Source organism: Janthinobacterium sp. SUN100 (assembly GCF_030397705.1).
Lineage (GTDB): Bacteria > Pseudomonadota > Gammaproteobacteria > Burkholderiales > Burkholderiaceae_D > Janthinobacterium > Janthinobacterium kumbetense.
The window spans coordinates 235,360-252,621 of the sequence record NZ_JAPUBU010000006.1 but is presented as its reverse complement, the minus strand read 5'-3'; the positions used below and the strand labels follow the sequence as shown (position 1 = coordinate 252,621).

The window sequence follows — 17,262 nt, the reverse complement described above, 5'->3', positions numbered from 1 at the left end:
CGTCATTTTTTCAGGCACATGCCCATGTACGAGCGGTCGGTCGAAAATTCGACGGCCATGCTCGATGACACGGGCATGAACATCGAATAGTCGGCCGGCACGTCGGCGGGGTCCTTGAACACGGCAATGCCATCGAAATCGACGGCCTGCGCACCCAGGCCCAACTTGTTCAGGGTCACGTTTTCCGCGTGCACCTTGCCCGTGCCGTTATTGGTGATGGTCGCCACATTGCTGGCGATGTCGATCTTGCCCGTCGTGCCACCCTGCGCCGCACAGGCGTAGCTGCCATTGATTTCCGGGCCGATTTTCTGCTGTCTGGCCGCCACGATGGTGCCCACGCGCAGGACGTTTTCCTGGTTGCGGCTGTAGCGATCGATGAACAGCGCCAGCCCCCGATCCCCCGCATGCACGTGCACGATGCCGAAGTCCTGGCTGCCCTGGCGGGCGACGAGCAAGCCGTTCTTCGCATCCTTGACCAGGGTCAGGCTGGCGTTTTCCGCTTCCAGCAGCGGCGATACTGGCGAGCACACGCCTTGCGCATTGAATACGCCGCCATTGCACAGTTGGGCCGCGCCGTCGGCAGCGATCCTGAGACTGCCTTTCGGATTGAAACGGTCACCGCCGTTCGAGGCATTGCGCATACCGCCCAGGAAGATATAGTTGCCGGCCAGCTTGGCCACGTCACCCACCGCATAGCCGGTGCCGCTGACGGTCGAGACCATGTTGCCCAATTTGACGTTGCCAGACAGAAGACGCGTGCGCGCATCGACGGTGACGCTGAAATCCGTTGCCGTGTAGGTGGTGAGATTGCCGGTGGTGGACGCGGTAAACATGCCGCTGCGGTCGCTCAAGCCGAACTGCGTCGACAGCACGCGGATAGTGTAGGTTTTCTTGACGCTGTCGAACGTGATGCGCCAGGTGTCGCCGATATCGGCAGCCACGTCATACACGCTTTCATCGGCGCTGGCGCCGGCAATGACGCTCAAGCCGGCCTCCCTGGCCACGGCTTCCGATGCCGCAGTGACGCTGTCGGCGGGAACGACGGGAGGCGTCACGACGGCCGGCGGCGTCACCGGCGTCGCTGGCGTGCCGCCATCGCTGCCGCCACCGCATGCGGACAGGGCCGCGCCCAGGACAAGGAACGTAAGTGCATTTTTCATGTGGAGTGACTTTCAGGGAAAAGAGGTAGGAGCTGCCAGAAAACACATGCTAGCCTTGCCCGCAATCTATTGCCATAGAACAAATGTTCCATGGACTACGCCCCCGGCACGTTGCCAAAAGGGAAGGCGCGGGCGGCACGCCTGCGTCATTTATGTGACAATTCATCGTACTGTCGGCTCCGTTTCTCCTCTTCAGGCTCGCATCCATGACCAGTTCCCCGATTAAAAGCTACCTTCCCTGGGTGGTTGCCACCGCCCTGTTCATGGAGCAACTCGACTCCACCATCGTCAACACCGCCATCCCCGCCATGGCCGCCAGCCTCAACGTGACGCCGCTAAGCCTGAAGGCCGTCGTCACCAGCTACATCCTGAGCCTGGCCGTGTGCATTCCCATCAGCGGCTGGATGGCCGACCGTTTCGGCACGCGGCGCGTGTTTTCCGCCGCCGTCGCCATCTTTACCCTCGCCTCCATCCTGTGCGGCCTGTCCGTGAATGCGCCCATGCTGGTGGCCGCGCGCCTGCTGCAAGGAGTGGGCGCGGCCATGATGATGCCGGTGGGCCGGCTCACCATCATCCGCACCTTTCCCAAGTCGCAACTGCTGGCGGCCATGAATTTCGTCATCATCCCCGCGTTGATCGGTCCCCTGCTGGGGCCCACGGTGGGCGGGCTGATCGTGCACTGGCTGTCGTGGCGCGAGATTTTCTTCGTCAACGTGCCCGTCGGCCTGGTGGCGCTGTATCTGGCGCACCGCTACATGCCCGATTACTACGGCGACAAGCCCCGTCCGCTGGACCTGATCGGCCTCGTGTTGTTCGGCACGGGTATCGCGCTGCTGTCATGGCTGCTGGAAATTTTCGGCGAACACCGCATCGATGGCACCTCGTTTGCCGTGCTGCTGTTCATCTCCATCAGCCTGCTGGCCGCGTATGCCTGGCATTCGAGCGAAGTGCTGCATCCGCTGCTGCGCCTGACCCTGTTCAAGATCCGCACCTTCCGCGTTTCCGTGGTGGGCGGTTTCGTCACGCGCCTGGGCGTGGGCGGCCTGCCCTTCCTGTTGCCGTTGCTGTACCAGCTGGGCCTGGGCTTGCCCGCCTGGCAATCGGGCTTGCTGATGATGCCGTCAGCCGCGGCCGCCATGGGCATGAAATTCATTTCCGCGCGCGTGCTGGCCCGCTTCGGCTATCGCCAGGTACTGATCGTCAACACCGTGCTGATCGGCGTGACCATCGCCATGTTTTCACAGGTGAGCGCGGGCACGTCCCTGTACGTCATCGTCGCCATCAGCCTGTGCATGGGTTTTTTCAATTCGCTGCAGTTTTCCAGCATGAATACCATCGCGTATGCCGACGTCGACAAGAACGATTCGAGCATGGCCAGCACGATCGCCAGCTCGATGCAGCAACTGTCGATGAGTTTTGGCCTCGCCTTCGGTTCGCTGATCACGGGCTGGTACCTGGGCGACATGCCGCAGTCGGACCGCGCCATGCTCAGCACGGCCCTGCATCACGCCTTCCTCACCCTGGCGGCTCTGACGGTGCTGTCCTCGCTGACCTTCTGGACCTTGCGCCGCGACGATGGCGAAAGCATCAGCAAGGGCACGGACAGCGACGAGGAGGATGCGGCCGACGTCAAGGCCCAGGCCGTTGTGCAGACGGAAGTGCAAACTACAAAAGGCTGAGCCACATCAAGCTTGCCGCCAGCGCCGCTGGTGCTTTTGCCTGACGCTGCTATCGTGATGGCAGGAGGTGCACATGGCGGCCGAGCGGCGCTTTGCGTGGAAGGGCACGGACCGCCATGGCAAGCCGGTCGACGGTGTCTTGCGCGCCGCCGACGTCTGCACTGCCAAAGCAATATTGAGAAGCCAAGGCATCCTGGCCAACCGGGTGCAGGCTGCGCGCAGCGCACCCGGCAAGGCCATCACGCGCAAGGATATCGCGCTGTTTACGCGCCAGCTGTCGACCATGATGGCGGCTGGCGTGCCGCTGCTGCACGCCTTCGACATCGCCGGCAAGGGCCATGCCAAGCCCGCGATCACGGCGCTGATGCGCGACTTGCGCCACGACATCGAAGCGGGCAGCAGCCTGCAGCAGGCGTTCCGCCAGTTCCCGCTGCTGTTTGACGAACTGTATTGCAACCTGCTGGCGGCAGGCGAACAGGCCGGCATCGTGCAAGACTTGCTGGCGCGCCTGGCCACACACCAGGAAAAAGCCATCGCCCTGCGGCGGAAGGTGCGCGGCGCGCTGATATATCCGCTGGCCATCGTGCTCGTCGCCTTCGTCGTCACGGCCATCATCATGAGCGTGGTCGTGCCCGCTTTCCGCCAGGTCTTCGACAGCTTCGGCGCGCCCTTGCCGCTGCCCACCCTGCTGGTCATGGGCGTGTCCGCCTTTGTTGTCCGCTACTGGCTGGCCTTGCTGGCGGTGCTCGTGCTCGCTTGCGTGCTGCTGCACCTAGCCTGGCGCCGCTCTCCCGCGTGGCGGCGCAACACGCAACTGTGGGCATTGCGCCTGCCCGTGTTCGGTCCCCTCTTGCGCAAGGCGGCGATCGCCCGCTGGACGCGCACCCTGGCCGCCATGTTCGCCGCCGGCGTACCGCTGCTCGACTCGCTCGGCCTGGTGGGCGCCGCCGCCGGCCACGCGCTGTACCAGGAAGCGACGACGCGCATCGAACGCGAAATCCGCGCCGGCGGCAGCCTGGCCCTGGCCATGGAACACAGCGGCGTGTTCCCTCCCTTGCTGACGCAACTGACCCTGATCGGCGAGGAATCCGGCGCGCTCGACGCCATGCTGTCGCGCGCGGCCGACATCATCGAGGCCGATATCGACGCCACCGTGGCCACCCTTTCCACGCTGCTGGAACCGGCGCTGATGGTGGTGCTTGGCGTGCTCGTCGGTTCCCTCGTGATCGCCCTGTATTTGCCGATTTTCAAGCTGGGGGCCGTGATTTGACCATTCACCCGCCTAAAACGTCCCCATGTGCCGGCGGATGTTTTACACTGCGGCAGTGCCAGGCAATGTTTGCACGGCAACATTCATCACCTCAGACAAGTTCACCATGCTGCAAGATACCCTGCTGTTCGCCGCGCCCGGCAATCTGCCCGTCGCCCTCGTTGCCGCCCTGTTCGGCCTGATCGTCGGCAGCTTCCTGAATGTGGTGATCCACCGCGTGCCGAAAATGATGCAGCGCGAATCCGATAATTATGTGGCGGAAGAAAGCGGCTTGCCCTTGCCGCACACGGACCGCTACAACCTGATGCTGCCGCATTCGAACTGCACCGCTTGCGGCCACCGCATCACGGCCATGGAAAACATTCCCGTCATCAGCTACCTGCTGCTGCGCGGCAAATGCAGCGCCTGCCAAGCCCCTATCTCCGTGCGCTATCCGCTGGTCGAGCTGCTGACGGGCGCGCTGTCGGCCCTCCTGGTCTGGCACTTCGGCAGCGGCTGGACGGGCCTGGCCACGCTCGTGTTCGCCTGGCTACTGATCGCCATGACCTTCATCGATGCCGATACGCAAATGCTGCCGGACGACCTCACCTTCCCCCTGCTGTGGGCAGGCTTGCTGATCAATATCAACGGTACCTTCGTGCCCCTGCAAGACGCCGTCATCGGCGCTGCCGCCGGCTATCTGGCCCTGTGGGCCGTGTACTGGGCCTTCAAGCTGGCGACAGGCAAGGAGGGAATGGGCTATGGTGACTTCAAATTGCTGGCGGCGCTCGGTGCGTGGCTGGGCTGGACCATGCTGCCGACGATCATCTTGTTGTCGTCGCTGGTGGGCGCCGTGGTCGGCATCGGCCTGATCGTGTTTGCCAAGCGGGGGCGCGACAAACCGATTCCGTTCGGCCCCTATCTGGCGGCGGCAGGCCTGATCGCGCTGCTGTACGGCACGCCCCTGTCGCGCCTCACACTGGGCCTGACCAGCTGACCCGCGCAACACTGCCCCTATGGAAAAACACATGCAACTTCATAACGCACCGTATTTCAGCGTGGGTCTCACCGGCGGCATCGGTTGCGGCAAGAGCACGGTGGCCGACCAGTTCGCCGCGCTGGGCGCCTCCATCGTCGACACGGACCAGATCGCGCACAGCCTGACGGCGCCCAATGGCGCGGCCATGCCGGCCCTGGTGGCGGAATTCGGCCCCGACTACGCCGATGCGCGCGGCGCCCTCGACCGCGCAAAAATGCGTAACCTCGTATTCGCCGACGCCGCCGCCAAGGCAAAACTGGAAGCCATCCTGCACCCGCGCATCCGCCAGGCGACCCTGGCGGCGGCCGCCGAAGCGACGGGCAGCTACGTGATCTTTGCCGTCCCCCTGCTCGTCGAGTCCGGCGGATGGGTGGAACGCGTCAACCGGGTGCTCGTCATCGATTGCCTGGAAAGCCTGCAAGTGTCGCGCGTGATGGCCCGCAATGGCTTATCGGAAGAACAAGTCAAAGCCATCATGGCGACGCAGGCCACGCGCGCCATGCGCCTGGCGGCGGCGGACGATGTGATCGACAATAATGGCGATTTGGCCGCCCTGGCGCCGCAGATTGCCCAGTTGCACGATTTATATCTGGCATTTTCAAAAAGAATGGCCGGAATCGGGCCGCAACGTTTGTAATTTGTCGACGCTTGGTTCAAAATCACGGGATTGTTTGCAGGTCCTTACTTAAGGGAATTATTTTGATTGTCTACGAATACCCTTTCAACGAACGCATACGTACCTTGTTGCGGCTGGAAGACCTGTACGACAAATTCAAGTTCTTCATCCAGCAAGAGCATGCAATGCAGCACCATGTCGCCTTGGCAACTATTTTCGATATGCTCGAAGTGGCTGGCCGCGCCGACCTGAAGTCCGACCTGCTGCAGGAACTCGAGCGCCAGCGCCAAAGCCTGCTCGGTTACCGCAGCAATCCAAATGTGGAACCGGAAACGCTCGATGCCATCCTTGGCGAACTCGACAGTGTCAGCGGCGCCCTGGTGGCGGCGCAAGGCAAGACGGGGCAGAATATCCGCGACAATGAATGGCTGATGAGCATCCGCGGCCGCACCATCATCCCCGGCGGCGCCTGCGAATTCGACTTGCCGTCCTACTTTGCCTGGCAGAAACGCAGCTCGGAACAGCGCTTGACCGATATCCACGCCTGGTTCGCACCGCTCGCCCCGCTGTTCGACGCGCTGGCCCTCGTATTGCGCCTGCTGCGCGATTCCGGCGGACCCGTTAAACTGATCGCCAATGGCGGCAGCTACCAGCAAATGCTGCAAGGCAAGGTATACCAGATGCTGCGCCTGAGCCTGGACGAAAGCAGCGGCGCCATCCCGGAAATTTCCGCCAACAAATACATGCTGTGGGTACGCTTCACCACCCAGGGCGGCGACTTGAAGCCCAAGCCGCTGGAAGAAGATGTACCATTCGAGCTCACGCTCTGTAATTTTTAACTGTTACTTATTTGCCCCATCATGACCGTCGTTAATTGCCCTACCTGTGCCGCCAAAGTCGAATGGACTGAAGCCAACAAATTCCGCCCCTTCTGCTCGGAACGCTGCAAGCAGATCGACCTGGGCGCCTGGGCCGAAGAGAAGTACACGATCCCCGCCGCCGACCCGTTCGAAGATCCGCTGGCGGACGAAGACAACAAGCCGCAATAATTCTCAGCGAAACGGATTTTCCAGGCGCAGCCCCTGCGCCGCGAAACTGTCGAGCCTGCCACTGACCACCGTCAAACCATAGGCGATACCCATCGCCGCGATCTGCCCATCGACGCCATGCGCATGGCCCCGCTCACACAGGCGGGCGCATACGAGGGCGCAATCGAGGTCGAATTCCAGCAGCCGCGGCGCATAGTCCGCCAGCACGGCTTCCAGCCAGCCTTCCAGCGCCAGTGCTTCCAGCGCCGCTTCGCGCCGCCAGCTGCGCTGTATGCCTGCGCGCAATTGCGCGATCACCTGTACCGGCACATAGCGCATTTCCGGCGCCACCCGTTCAAAAAAAGTGCGCACACCCTCCGGCGCAGCGCTGCCCTTGCGCGCCGCAACGATCACATCCGTGTCGACCAGGTAGGCGGACATCGCACGTCAGGAACGGCGCTCGAAATCCGCATCGTGCCCCACGTCGGGCATGCCGCGCAAAATATCGTCGAGCGGACGCTTCGGCAGCGGCCGCAAGGCGCTGCGCAGAATGTCGCGGTGCTCGTCTTCGATGCTGCGGCCATGCGCGCGGGCACGCTTGTGCAGGGCGGCAATCAGCAATTCATCGGTATCGGTAAAGGTCAGTGTCAGCGGCATGCGCAACTCCCCAATGCTAGATGAAAGCACTGTAGCGCAAAGCGCGCGCGATACAAGGAAAGTAACTGGAAAGCTTGCGCCAGCACGCAGCATGGTGCTGCCCGCTGACACAAGTATCAATCAGGCAAGCGCCAGCGATTCCCGGCGTACCTCGTCGAGCCATTCCAGCAAGGGAATGGTGGCCGGCAGCAAGGGTTCCACGCCGACCGTGCCCTGCCAGGCGAACGCCTGCCCTTCCAGGCTTTGCGGCTCGCCCCGCCACTCGCGGCTGATATAAAAATGCAGGCGCACATGGGCGTGCGGATACACATATTCGACGCCGCACCAGGCCTCGGCACTGTCGATATATAAACCCAGTTCCTCGACAAACTCGCGCTTCAAGGCGTCAAAAATGGCTTCGCCCGGCTCGACTTTGCCGCCAGGAAACTCCCAATAGCCGTCATACGGCTTGCCGGCCGGGCGCTGGCCCAGCAACACGTCGCCATTCGGCTTCATCAGGATGCCGACGGCGACATCCACCGGTGTGACTTTCATATCACTCATTGCGGCAACTTTCCCGCAGGTAGTTTCCCAGCATAGTCGCGCGCGAATTGCCATGCCACCCGGCCCGAACGGGAACCGCGCTGCAAGGCCCAGCGCAGGGCGTCGCCGCGCGCCTGCGCGATCTGTTCCGGCGTGCAGCCGAACGAAGCGAGCCAATGCGCCGCGATATCGAGATAATCATCCTGCTTGAATGGGTAGAACGACAGCCACAGGCCGAAGCGCTCGGACAGCGAGATTTTCTCTTCCACCGTCTCGCCCGGATGCAAATCGCCGTCGTCATCCGTCTTGTAGCTGCTGTTGTCCGACATGCGTTCCGGCATCAGGTGACGGCGGTTCGAGGTGGCATAGATCAGCACATTGTCCGATTGCGCGGCGATGCTGCCGTCGAGCGCCACTTTCAGCGCCTTGTAGCCGCTCTCGCCCTCTTCGAACGACAGGTCGTCGCAAAAGATGATGAAGCGCTCGGGGCGCGCCGCCACCAGGTCGACGATGTCGGGCAAGTCGGCAAGATCCGCCTTGTCCACTTCGATCAGGCGCAGGCCTTGATCGGCGAACTGGTTCAGGCATGCCTTGATCAGCGACGACTTGCCCGTGCCGCGCGCGCCCGTCAGCAACACGTTGTTGGCGGGGCGTCCGCTGACGAACTGGCGCGTATTTTGCTCGATCTGCGCCTTTTGCGTGCCGATATTGTGCAAGTCATCCAAGGCGATGGACGACACGTGCGCCACCGCCTGCAGATGGCTGGCCGCGCCCTGGCGCCGGCGCCAGCGGAAGGCAAAGCTGTTCCAGTCGGTCGCCGGCAAGGCCGGCGGCAAGATCGACTCGAGGCGCGCCAGCACCCGTTCGGCGCGGATCAGGAATTGATCGAGGCCGGTCATGAGCGGTAGTCGGCGTTGATCGACACGTAGTCATGCGACAAATCGCACGTCCACAGGGTAGCCGTGGCATCGCCGCGCGCCAGTTTCACGCGGATGGTGATTTCGCTTTGCTGCATCACGCGCTGGCCATCCTGTTCCTGGTAGTCCGGGTTGCGGCCGCCGTTCTTGGCCACCCACACGTCGTCCAGATACAGGTTCAATTGACCCACATCAAGGTCGTCCACGCCCGCGTAGCCGATGGCGGCCAGGATGCGGCCCAGGTTCGGGTCGGAGGCAAAGAACGCCGTCTTTACCAGCGGCGAATGGGCGATGGAATAGGCGATCTTGCGGCACTCTTCCACGTTGCGGCCGTCTTCCACGGTCACGGTCATGAACTTGGTGGCGCCTTCGCCGTCGCGCACGATGGCTTGCGCGAGAAAAGTAGACAGTTCGGTCACGGCGGCGGCCAGCTGCGCATAGTGCGGCGAGTCGATGGAATCGATGACCAGGCTGCCCGCGCCCGTGGCCACCAGCATGAACGAGTCATTGGTGGAGGTGTCGCCGTCGATGGTGATGCAGTTGAACGATTTATCGGCCGCCTGCTTCACCAATTGGTCGAGCACCGGTTGCGCCACGGTGGCGTCAAACGCGAGGAAACCCAGCATCGTGGCCATGTTCGGCTTGATCATGCCGGCGCCCTTGCTGATGCCCGTCAGGGTCACCGCGTGACCGCCGATGGTGACGGTGCGCGAGCCGGCTTTCGGCTGCGTGTCGGTGGTCATGATGGCTTCGGCGGCCGAGAACCAGTTGTCCGGCGTCAGTGCGGCCACAGCTTGCGGCAAGCCGGCGACCAGGCGCTGCACGGGCAAGGGTTCGAGGATCACGCCGGTGGAAAACGGCAGGATTTGCTGCGGCGTGCAGCCCAGCAGCTCGGCCAGCGCGGCGCAGCTGGCCTGCGCGTCGGCCAGGCCCGATTCGCCCGTGCCCGCATTCGCGTTGCCCGTATTGACCAGCAGTGCGCGGATCGGCGCGGCGCCGGCCGTCACGGCGGCCAGGTTGGCCTTCGAAATTTGCACGGGCGCGGCGCAGAAGCGGTTCAAGGTGAACACGCCGGCCACGGTGGCCGTCGGCGCCAGTTTCAATACCAGCAAATCCTTGCGGTTAGGTTTCTTGATGCCGGCTTCGGCAACACCGATTTCAATGCCGGCGACGGCTTTCAAGTCGGCGGCGACGGGCTTGGGGGAATTGACGGCCATGGTGATTTCTTCTGCGAGGGAAAAGGGAAGCGCTATTGTAGCGCCTTCGCGGCGCCGGTGAACATGCGGCAAGGGAATAGTCGCGCCGGCCAGGGCAGTCGCGAAGCGGGTCGGCAACATGACCAGGCTTGCGATTTATCAGAACGCCGCCGCCTGGCGGCGCTAAGGTATAGGAACAGACGATCACGCGTCTCGCACAAGCGCCCGGGGAGGGAATGTCATGGCGCACGGAAAACCCTACCGCATGCATCGCAGCGATTCAGGCTCGGCACGCCCGTTACGTCTATGGTGTTTATGCTGCCTGCTTTGCCTGCTGGCCTCGTTGACGGCCTGTACGCTGCCAGGCGAACCGGCCGATCATGCCATCGGCCACGCCACCGATCTGGCATCCACAGCGCCGCCGGCCGCTGAAACGCCGCCAGCAGCAGAATTTCCACCCGCGACCGGGGTGGGACGGCCACCGCCAACCTTCCCATGGAGCAGCTCATGGTCAGGCATCGGCGGCCTGGTCGGCAACCTGGGCAACCTGACCGGCAGCAGCGGCATGCTCACAGGCAGCAGCGGCATGGCCAAGCCTGGCAACGATCCACCGCGGGCCGGCGCCGTGCACGTCACCGTGTACTACGCCACCGACAGGCAATACCAGGCCAGCCGCCGCAGCTATGGCTGGCAGCCCAACCGCGCCGCGCCCCACCTGAGCTACGGCAGCGTCCTCGTCAGCATCCCTGAAAAAAGAGCGCCGGGCGAACTGCCGCTGCCGCCCTGGTACGCCATCCTGTCCGGTGACGATGCGCGGCAATACGTGCTGATCAAGGGAACCACGCGCCTGTCGCGCGCGGATTTCCTCGCCACCGTCAAGGCAAGCATTCAAGCCGCACCGGAACGCCGCGCCGCCTTCATCTATATCCACGGCTACAGCAATTCCTTTGACGACGCCGCCCGGCGCACGGCGCAGATGGCCGTCGACCTCGATATCGGCGCCCTGCCCGTGTTCTACAGCTGGCCATCGAAAGGCTCGATGGCCGGCTACGAATACGACCAGAATTCCGCCGAATGGACGCAGGCGCACCTGCAGGCGTTCCTGGCCGATTTCGCGGAGCACTCCTCGGCCACCGATATCTACCTCATCGCCCACAGCATGGGCAACCGTCCGATGACCGTGGCCCTGGCCAACCTGCTGGAAAAGCGCCCCGACCTGCTGCCCCTGTTCAAGCAGGTGGTGCTGGCGGCGCCGGACATCAATGCCGATGTCTTCCGCGACCAGATCGCCCCCCGCTTTGCCAGCCTCAAGCTCTCCGCCACCCTGTATGCGTCCGCGAACGACAAGGCCATCCGCGCTTCCTACAACTTTGCCGACTGGGACAGGATAGGCGACATCCGCGGCCCCGTCGTCGGCATTCCCGGCATGGAGCTCGTCGATGCCTCGGCCGTCATCATGAACTTCATGGGGCACGATTACTTCGCCAGCAACCGCGTCTTGCTGACCGATATCGCCACCATGATCAAGACGGGGCAACGGGCAAAAAACCGCGGCGGCTTGAAGGGCATTCCCTCGCAGGCGCCGCAATACTGGGCCTTTCCCTGAGCCGGAACCGGGCAAGGCATGCCGGACATAAAAAAACGGAGACCGCGGTCTCCGTTCTTCTTCAGGCCATGCAGCGGGCTTTACGCCAGCTTGCCGTGGCAAGCCTTGTACTTCTTGCCGCTGCCGCAAGGGCATGGGTCGTTACGGCCCACTTTGACGCCCATGCTCACGCTCATGTCGTCGACGTTGTCCATATTGCCGCCGGCCGAAGGAGCCAGCAGTTCTTCCGGCGCCGCGTTCGGGTCGAATTCGGCGTGCTGGTAGTGCACGTTTTCCACGTGCGACTGCTGCATCGCCTGTTCGGCCGCATCGACTTCTTCGCGCGACTGGATACGCACCGTCATCACGTGTTTCGTGACGTCGTTCTTGATCATGTCGAGCATCTGGCCAAACAGTTCAAACGCTTCGCGCTTGTATTCCTGTTTCGGATTCTTCTGCGCATAACCGCGCAGGTGAATACCCTGGCGCAAGTGATCGAGCGCCGCCAGGTGTTCACGCCAGTGGCTGTCCACGCTTTGCAGCATTACATTGCGTTCGAAGCCGCCAAACGATTCCTTGCCGACGATATCGATCTTCGACTGGTACACGGCATCGGCCGCGGCCAGCACTTTTTCCAGGATCTCTTCGTCCGTCAGGGTCGAATCGGCTTCCAGCATTTCATGCAGCGGCAAGTCCAGCTGCCATTCGCTCGCCAGGGTATTTTCCAGGCCCTTGATATCCCACTGCTCTTCCACGGATTCATGCGGCACGTACTCGTGCACCAGGTCGGTGAACACGCCATGACGCAAGGAAGCGATCATGTCGGAAATATCGGTCGTTTCCAGCAACTCGTTACGCTGCTGGTAGATGACCTTGCGCTGGTCGTTGGCGACGTCATCGTATTCCAGCAATTGCTTGCGGATATCGAAGTTGCGCGCTTCAACCTTGCGTTGGGCCGATTCGATCGAACGCGAGACGATGCCTGCCTCGATCGGCTCGCCTTCCGGCATTTTCAAACGGTCCATCACGGCGCGCACGCGGTCGCCGGCGAAGATGCGCAGCAGCGCGTCGTCGAGCGACAGGTAGAAGCGTGACGAACCCGGATCACCCTGGCGGCCGGCACGGCCACGCAGCTGATTGTCGACGCGGCGCGATTCGTGGCGTTCGGTGCCAATGATGTGCAAGCCGCCCGCATTGACCACGTGGTCGTGCAGGGATTGCCATTCATCGCGCAAGGTCTGCGACTGGGCTGCCTTGTCGGCGTCGCTCAGCTCAGCATTGGCTTCGATGAACTTGATCTGGTTCTCGACGTTACCGCCCAACACGATGTCCGTACCGCGACCGGCCATGTTGGTGGCGATGGTGATAGCTTTCGGACGGCCTGCCTGGGCGATGATTTCCGCTTCGCGCGCATGCTGTTTCGCGTTCAGCACGTTATGCGGCAAACCGGCCTTGGTCAGGATGCCCGACAACAGTTCCGAGTTCTCGATCGAGGTCGTACCCACCAGCACGGGCTGGCCGCGCTCGTAGCAGTCGCGGATGTCGTTCAACATCGCGTTGTACTTTTCCGCCGACGATTTATAGACCTGATCCTGGCGATCCTTGCGCTGCAGCGGACGGTTTTGCGGGATCACGACCGTTTCCAGGCCGTAGATTTCCTGGAATTCGTACGCTTCCGTATCGGCCGTACCCGTCATGCCGGCCAGCTTGGCGTACATGCGGAAGTAGTTCTGGAAGGTGATCGAGGCCAGGGTCTGGTTCTCGTTCTGGATCTTGACGCCTTCTTTCGCTTCGACGGCCTGGTGCAAGCCATCGGACCAGCGGCGGCCCGTCATCAGGCGGCCCGTGAATTCATCGACGATCACCACTTCATTGTTCTGCACCACATAGTGCTGATCCTTGAAGTACAGCGCATGCGCGCGCAGGGCCGCATACAGGTGGTGCACGAGGGTGATGTTGGCCGAATCGTACAGCGAGGCGCCTTCCGGCAGCAGGCCCATCTCCATCAGGATGCCTTCCGCCTTTTCGTGGCCGGCTTCCGTCAGCAGCACCTGGTGCGCTTTTTCATCCTTGGTGTAGTCGCCCGGCACTTCAACCTTGCCCTTGCCGTCCGGCGTTTCTTCGCCGATCTGCAAAGTCAGGCGCGCAGGCACTTCATTGATCTTGTGATACAGGTCCGTATGGTTCTCGGCCTGGCCCGAAATGATCAGCGGCGTACGCGCTTCATCGATCAGGATCGAGTCGACTTCATCGACGATGCCGAAGTTCAGGCTGCGCTGCACGCGCTCGCGCGCTTCGTAGACCATGTTGTCGCGCAAGAAGTCGAAACCGAATTCGTTATTCGTGCCATACGTGATGTCGGAGTTGTACGCCTGCTGCTTGGCGCTGTGCTCCATCTGCGACATGTTTACTCCAGTCGACAGGCCCAGCCACGCATACAGGCGGCCCATGGTCTCGGCATCGCGCTGCGCCAGGTAATCATTGACGGTGACGATATGCACGCCCTTGCCCGACAAGGCATTCAGGTAGGCTGGCAAGGTTGCCATCAGGGTCTTGCCCTCGCCCGTGCCCATCTCCGCGATCTTGCCGAAATGCAAGACCATGCCGCCGATCATCTGTACGTCGAAATGGCGCATGCGCAGGACGCGCTTGCTGGCCTCGCGGCAGACGGCAAAGGCTTCCGGCAACAAGGCATCGAGCGATTCGCCCGCGGCGATGCGTTCCTTGAAGGCAGGCGTCTTCGCTTGCAGCTCGGCATCCGACAGCTTTTCGATGGCCGGCTCGAGCGCATTGATCTCGCGTACCGTTTTTTGGTATTGCTTGAGCAGCCGCTGGTTGCGGCTACCGAAAATCTGGGTCAGTAATGACATGCTTGAATTCTTGAAAAAACGCCGTTAAAAAAAGCTCGGTAGGGAACAACGCGGTAGTAATCGCGTCACCGCACGGAGTTCGACTATGGCAAAAGACGATGATTTTATCATGCGTTCCCGACATGGTTGGGGTAATGCGCCATATAACAATAGCTTAATGACAAACAAATGGCAGAAATTGCGGACATTTTCCATACTGTAAGGCAATACGGTCCGCCCGCCTGCACCGCACCCGCCGCCGCACTCGTCACGCGGGGGCGAGTGTGCTATGTTTCGGCCATGCGAACTCCCACTTATTCTCCGGCGCCGCGCCGCGGCTACGGCTTTGCCCGCTCCGGCCCGGCCGTCACGGGCGCAACCGATTTTCTGCGCGGCAACGCGACGATGGCCTCCCTGATGCCCACCGTCACGCGCCTGGCCGCCCTGCAAAAAGATTGCGCCAAGGCCTTGCCGGCCATGTTCGAGCATTGCGACATCCTGCAATTCGAGAGCGGCCAGTTGGTGTTGGCCACGCCGAACGCGGCGCTGGCGGCCAAGCTCAAGCAGCAATTACCAAAGTTACAAGGAGAGCTGGAAAGAAAAGGCTGGCAGATTTCAGGCATCAAGCTGAAAGTGCAAGTCATCAAGAGCATCGCGCCCATCGTGCATACGCGGGCGCTGGTCTTGCCGGAAAAAGCCATGTCGGCCCTGGAAGAGCTGAGCACGGCCCTGCCCGCGTCGAAGCAGAACGAGCAGTTGATCGCGGCGCTGCGCAATATGGTGCGCCATCACCGCGAACCGAAGGATTAACTCAGGTCAAAGACCACTCGCGCTCCATTTGACGGAGATATGACTGCGGCGCCGCCTCATTGGTATCGAAGGAAACGATTTCATACGATTCCGGCTGTTCCAGCAGCGCCAGCAGCAACTGGTTGTTCAGCGCGTGGCCCGACTTGTGCGCCGTGTAATACGCGAGCAAGGGGTGGCCCACCAGGTACAGGTCGCCGATGGCGTCGAGGATCTTGTGGCGCACGAACTCGTCTTCATAGCGCAAGCCATCGGCGTTGAGGATGCGGTACTCATCCATCACGATGGCGTTTTCCAGCGAACCGCCACGCGCCAGACCCATGCCGCGCAAACTTTCCACGTCCTGCATGAAGCCAAACGTGCGTGCGCGCGCCACGTCGTGCACATACGACACGTCGCCAAAGTCGACGGAGGCGCGCTGCATCGTGCCATCGACGGCCGGGTGATTGAATTCGATGAAAAAATCAAGCTTGAAGCCGTCATACGGCGACAAGCGCGCCCATTTCTCCGCGTCGCCCTTGCCGTGACGCACTTCCACGGGCTTAATGACCTTGATGAATTTCTTCGGCGCTTGCTGCTCTTCCACGCCAGCCTGCTGCAGCAGGTAGACGAAGGACGAGGCGGAACCGTCCATGATGGGGATTTCTTCCGCATTCACGTCGATATACATATTGTCGACGCCCAGGCCGGCCGCAGCCGACATCAGGTGTTCCACTGTAGAAACCCTGGCGCCATCCTTGATCAGCACAGAAGCCATGCGCGTATCGCCCACGGCCATGGCGCTGGCGGGGAACTCGACGATGGGATCGAGGTCGATGCGGCGAAACACGATGCCCGTGTCGATCGCGGCAGGACGCAGAGTCAGCTCCACCTTGGTGCCAGAGTGCAAACCGACACCGATGGTGCGGACCTGTTGTTTGATGGTGCGTTGTTTTAACATCTGTCGATTATATCTATTTGCCGGATTTTCGTTGCGGCGCGGCATGGCCCACGCCAGAAATACCACAACCGCTACTCATGGATGCTCGCTCTCGGCGTGGACAGCCTCCCTGCGCACGAGGTAAATGCCGCTGCCGATGATGATGGCCGCACCGATCAGGGTGTATTCGTCGGGCAAGGCGCGCCACAGCATCCAGTCCAGGGCCATGCCCCAGGCCAGGGCCGAGTACTCGAACGGCGCCACGCTGGACGCCTTGCCATGGCGAAACGCTTCCGTAATCGCCAGTTGGCCCAGGAAGCCACTCAGCGACAAGCCCGCCAGCAGCCACCAGTCTTCGCGGCGGATGCTCACCCACTCGTGCGCCGACAGGGCCACACCGCCGAGGGCCATCATCACCATCAGCCAGAAAACCATGCTTTCGCTGGCATCCGTGCGGCTGAGGATGCGGCCCGTGACGGCGGAAATGGCGTAACAGGCGGCCGAGCCCAGCACGGCCAGCCCGGCCACGGAAAAGAATCCCGAACCGTCGGGGCGCAGCGCCACCAGCACGCCTAGCAAACCCACGGCGATGGCGCACCAGCGCGCGAAGTCCACTTTTTCCTTCAGGATAAAAACCGACAGGACGGTGATCAGCAAGGGGGCGACGAAAAACAACGCATACGTCTCGGCCAGCGACATGCGCTTCAGGCCGTAGGCGAACAGGGTGATCATCAGCACGCCCAGGACACCGCGCAACAGGTGCAGCGGCCAGCGCACCTTCAGCACGTTCTTGAAGGCGCCGCGGTACAGCAGGTACAGGCAAACGAGCGGCAACGACGACAGGGCGCGCAAGGCCGTCACCTGCATCGGCGGATAATGGGCGGACAGCAACTTCATGGCTGTGTCCATCAGGGAAAACATGGCGACGGCGACCAGCATCACATAGATGCTGCGCAGGTTGGGATTGTGGGGTAACAGGACAGACTCCTGGCGAAAGAGCGGGACCGTCATCATGGCGACGGCCGGAGCCAGGACAGCA

Annotated in this window: 17 protein-coding genes; 8 read left to right on the top strand and 9 right to left on the bottom strand. The window is 62.2% G+C overall.

Annotation, left to right across the window (positions count from 1 at the left end; all coding sequences use genetic code 11):
• Positions 1 to 2 precede the first annotated feature (2 nt).
• Positions 3 to 1,160 carry a hypothetical protein gene (locus tag O0881_RS26815; protein ID WP_289913668.1) on the bottom strand — a complete coding sequence of 386 codons (1,158 nt, stop codon included), beginning with the start codon at positions 1,158 to 1,160 and terminating at the stop codon, positions 3 to 5.
• Between the two features lie 206 nt (positions 1,161 to 1,366).
• Between O0881_RS26815 and O0881_RS26810 the strand changes: the two genes are divergently transcribed.
• The 6 genes from O0881_RS26810 (at position 1,367) to yacG (ending at position 6,792) form a co-directional block, all read left to right on the top strand.
• Positions 1,367 to 2,839 carry a DHA2 family efflux MFS transporter permease subunit gene (locus O0881_RS26810; RefSeq protein ID WP_289913667.1) on the top strand — a complete coding sequence of 491 codons (1,473 nt, stop codon included), beginning with the start codon at positions 1,367 to 1,369 and terminating at the stop codon, positions 2,837 to 2,839.
• 73 nt (positions 2,840 to 2,912) lie between these two features.
• The gene (locus tag O0881_RS26805) at positions 2,913 to 4,109 is read left to right on the top strand and encodes a type II secretion system F family protein (protein ID WP_289913666.1); all 1,197 of its coding nucleotides are present in this window, start codon (positions 2,913 to 2,915) and stop codon (positions 4,107 to 4,109) included.
• Positions 4,110 to 4,215: 106 nt separating this feature from the next.
• Positions 4,216 to 5,085 carry an A24 family peptidase gene (locus O0881_RS26800; protein WP_289913665.1) on the top strand — a complete coding sequence of 290 codons (870 nt, stop codon included), beginning with the start codon at positions 4,216 to 4,218 and terminating at the stop codon, positions 5,083 to 5,085.
• Between the two features lie 31 nt (positions 5,086 to 5,116).
• The gene (coaE, locus tag O0881_RS26795; protein ID WP_289913664.1) at positions 5,117 to 5,764 is read left to right on the top strand and encodes a dephospho-CoA kinase; all 648 of its coding nucleotides are present in this window, start codon (positions 5,117 to 5,119) and stop codon (positions 5,762 to 5,764) included.
• Between the two features lie 62 nt (positions 5,765 to 5,826).
• Positions 5,827 to 6,582, top strand: a complete 756-nt coding sequence (gene zapD, locus O0881_RS26790) for a cell division protein ZapD (RefSeq protein ID WP_077399896.1) — start codon at positions 5,827 to 5,829, stop codon at positions 6,580 to 6,582.
• 18 nt (positions 6,583 to 6,600) lie between these two features.
• The gene (gene yacG / locus O0881_RS26785; RefSeq protein ID WP_034748814.1) at positions 6,601 to 6,792 is read left to right on the top strand and encodes a DNA gyrase inhibitor YacG; all 192 of its coding nucleotides are present in this window, start codon (positions 6,601 to 6,603) and stop codon (positions 6,790 to 6,792) included.
• 3 nt (positions 6,793 to 6,795) lie between these two features.
• Here yacG and O0881_RS26780 read toward each other — a convergent pair whose 3' ends face one another.
• The 5 genes from O0881_RS26780 to argJ all read right to left on the bottom strand — a co-directional run bounded on the left by O0881_RS26780 (position 6,796) and on the right by argJ (position 10,084).
• Positions 6,796 to 7,212: a PIN domain-containing protein gene (locus tag O0881_RS26780; RefSeq protein WP_289900361.1), complete on the bottom strand. Its 417-nt coding sequence runs from the start codon at positions 7,210 to 7,212 to the stop codon at positions 6,796 to 6,798.
• Between the two features lie 6 nt (positions 7,213 to 7,218).
• Positions 7,219 to 7,428 (bottom strand): DNA-binding protein, encoded by a 210-nt coding sequence (locus O0881_RS26775; protein ID WP_151092746.1) that lies wholly within the window; start codon positions 7,426 to 7,428, stop codon positions 7,219 to 7,221.
• 120 nt (positions 7,429 to 7,548) lie between these two features.
• Entirely contained in the window at positions 7,549 to 7,971 is a 423-nt protein-coding gene (locus O0881_RS26770; protein ID WP_251351085.1) for an NUDIX domain-containing protein, read from the bottom strand.
• Entirely contained in the window at positions 7,968 to 8,849 is an 882-nt protein-coding gene (locus tag O0881_RS26765; protein ID WP_289906890.1) for an ATP-binding protein, read from the bottom strand. The genes O0881_RS26770 and O0881_RS26765 overlap by 4 nt, the downstream gene beginning before the upstream one ends.
• On the bottom strand, positions 8,846 to 10,084 hold the full coding sequence (gene argJ / locus O0881_RS26760) for a bifunctional glutamate N-acetyltransferase/amino-acid acetyltransferase ArgJ (protein WP_099419623.1): 1,239 nt from the start codon (positions 10,082 to 10,084) through the stop codon (positions 8,846 to 8,848). Before argJ ends, O0881_RS26765 begins: the two co-directional genes overlap by 4 nt.
• Before the next feature lie 322 nt (positions 10,085 to 10,406).
• Between argJ and O0881_RS26755 the strand changes: the two genes are divergently transcribed.
• The gene (locus O0881_RS26755; RefSeq protein ID WP_289913663.1) at positions 10,407 to 11,669 is read left to right on the top strand and encodes an alpha/beta hydrolase; all 1,263 of its coding nucleotides are present in this window, start codon (positions 10,407 to 10,409) and stop codon (positions 11,667 to 11,669) included.
• Positions 11,670 to 11,749: 80 nt separating this feature from the next.
• Here O0881_RS26755 and secA read toward each other — a convergent pair whose 3' ends face one another.
• Entirely contained in the window at positions 11,750 to 14,518 is a 2,769-nt protein-coding gene (gene secA / locus O0881_RS26750) for a preprotein translocase subunit SecA (RefSeq protein WP_289906887.1), read from the bottom strand.
• A gap of 279 nt (positions 14,519 to 14,797) precedes the next feature.
• Here secA and O0881_RS26745 point away from each other — a divergent pair, with 279 nt between their 5' ends.
• Positions 14,798 to 15,307 carry a DciA family protein gene (locus O0881_RS26745; protein ID WP_099665424.1) on the top strand — a complete coding sequence of 170 codons (510 nt, stop codon included), beginning with the start codon at positions 14,798 to 14,800 and terminating at the stop codon, positions 15,305 to 15,307.
• Between the two features lies 1 nt (position 15,308).
• On the opposite strand, the gene lpxC is transcribed toward O0881_RS26745, so the two are convergent.
• Positions 15,309 to 16,244 (bottom strand): UDP-3-O-acyl-N-acetylglucosamine deacetylase, encoded by a 936-nt coding sequence (gene lpxC, locus O0881_RS26740; protein WP_077399869.1) that lies wholly within the window; start codon positions 16,242 to 16,244, stop codon positions 15,309 to 15,311.
• Positions 16,245 to 16,319: 75 nt separating this feature from the next.
• Entirely contained in the window at positions 16,320 to 17,162 is an 843-nt protein-coding gene (locus tag O0881_RS26735; RefSeq protein ID WP_099668227.1) for a DMT family transporter, read from the bottom strand.
• Positions 17,163 to 17,262: the final 100 nt, after the last annotated feature.

What these genes read in the sequence shown, in the direction of transcription:
- O0881_RS26815 (WP_289913668.1), bottom strand. Translation starts at nt 1,160, where the DNA reads ATGAAAAATGCACTTACGTTCCTTGTCCTGGGCGCGGCCCTGTCCGCA.
- O0881_RS26810 (WP_289913667.1), top strand. Translation starts at nt 1,367, where the DNA reads ATGACCAGTTCCCCGATTAAAAGCTACCTTCCCTGGGTGGTTGCCACC.
- O0881_RS26805 (WP_289913666.1), top strand. Translation starts at nt 2,913, where the DNA reads ATGGCGGCCGAGCGGCGCTTTGCGTGGAAGGGCACGGACCGCCATGGC.
- O0881_RS26800 (WP_289913665.1), top strand. Translation starts at nt 4,216, where the DNA reads ATGCTGCAAGATACCCTGCTGTTCGCCGCGCCCGGCAATCTGCCCGTC.
- coaE (WP_289913664.1), top strand. Translation starts at nt 5,117, where the DNA reads ATGCAACTTCATAACGCACCGTATTTCAGCGTGGGTCTCACCGGCGGC.
- O0881_RS26780 (WP_289900361.1), bottom strand. Translation starts at nt 7,212, where the DNA reads ATGTCCGCCTACCTGGTCGACACGGATGTGATCGTTGCGGCGCGCAAG.
- O0881_RS26775 (WP_151092746.1), bottom strand. Translation starts at nt 7,428, where the DNA reads ATGCCGCTGACACTGACCTTTACCGATACCGATGAATTGCTGATTGCC.
- O0881_RS26770 (WP_251351085.1), bottom strand. Translation starts at nt 7,971, where the DNA reads ATGAGTGATATGAAAGTCACACCGGTGGATGTCGCCGTCGGCATCCTG.
- O0881_RS26765 (WP_289906890.1), bottom strand. Translation starts at nt 8,849, where the DNA reads ATGACCGGCCTCGATCAATTCCTGATCCGCGCCGAACGGGTGCTGGCG.
- argJ (WP_099419623.1), bottom strand. Translation starts at nt 10,084, where the DNA reads ATGGCCGTCAATTCCCCCAAGCCCGTCGCCGCCGACTTGAAAGCCGTC.
- secA (WP_289906887.1), bottom strand. Translation starts at nt 14,518, where the DNA reads ATGTCATTACTGACCCAGATTTTCGGTAGCCGCAACCAGCGGCTGCTC.
- O0881_RS26745 (WP_099665424.1), top strand. Translation starts at nt 14,798, where the DNA reads ATGCGAACTCCCACTTATTCTCCGGCGCCGCGCCGCGGCTACGGCTTT.
- lpxC (WP_077399869.1), bottom strand. Translation starts at nt 16,244, where the DNA reads ATGTTAAAACAACGCACCATCAAACAACAGGTCCGCACCATCGGTGTC.
- O0881_RS26735 (WP_099668227.1), bottom strand. Translation starts at nt 17,162, where the DNA reads ATGCTGGTCGCCGTCGCCATGTTTTCCCTGATGGACACAGCCATGAAG.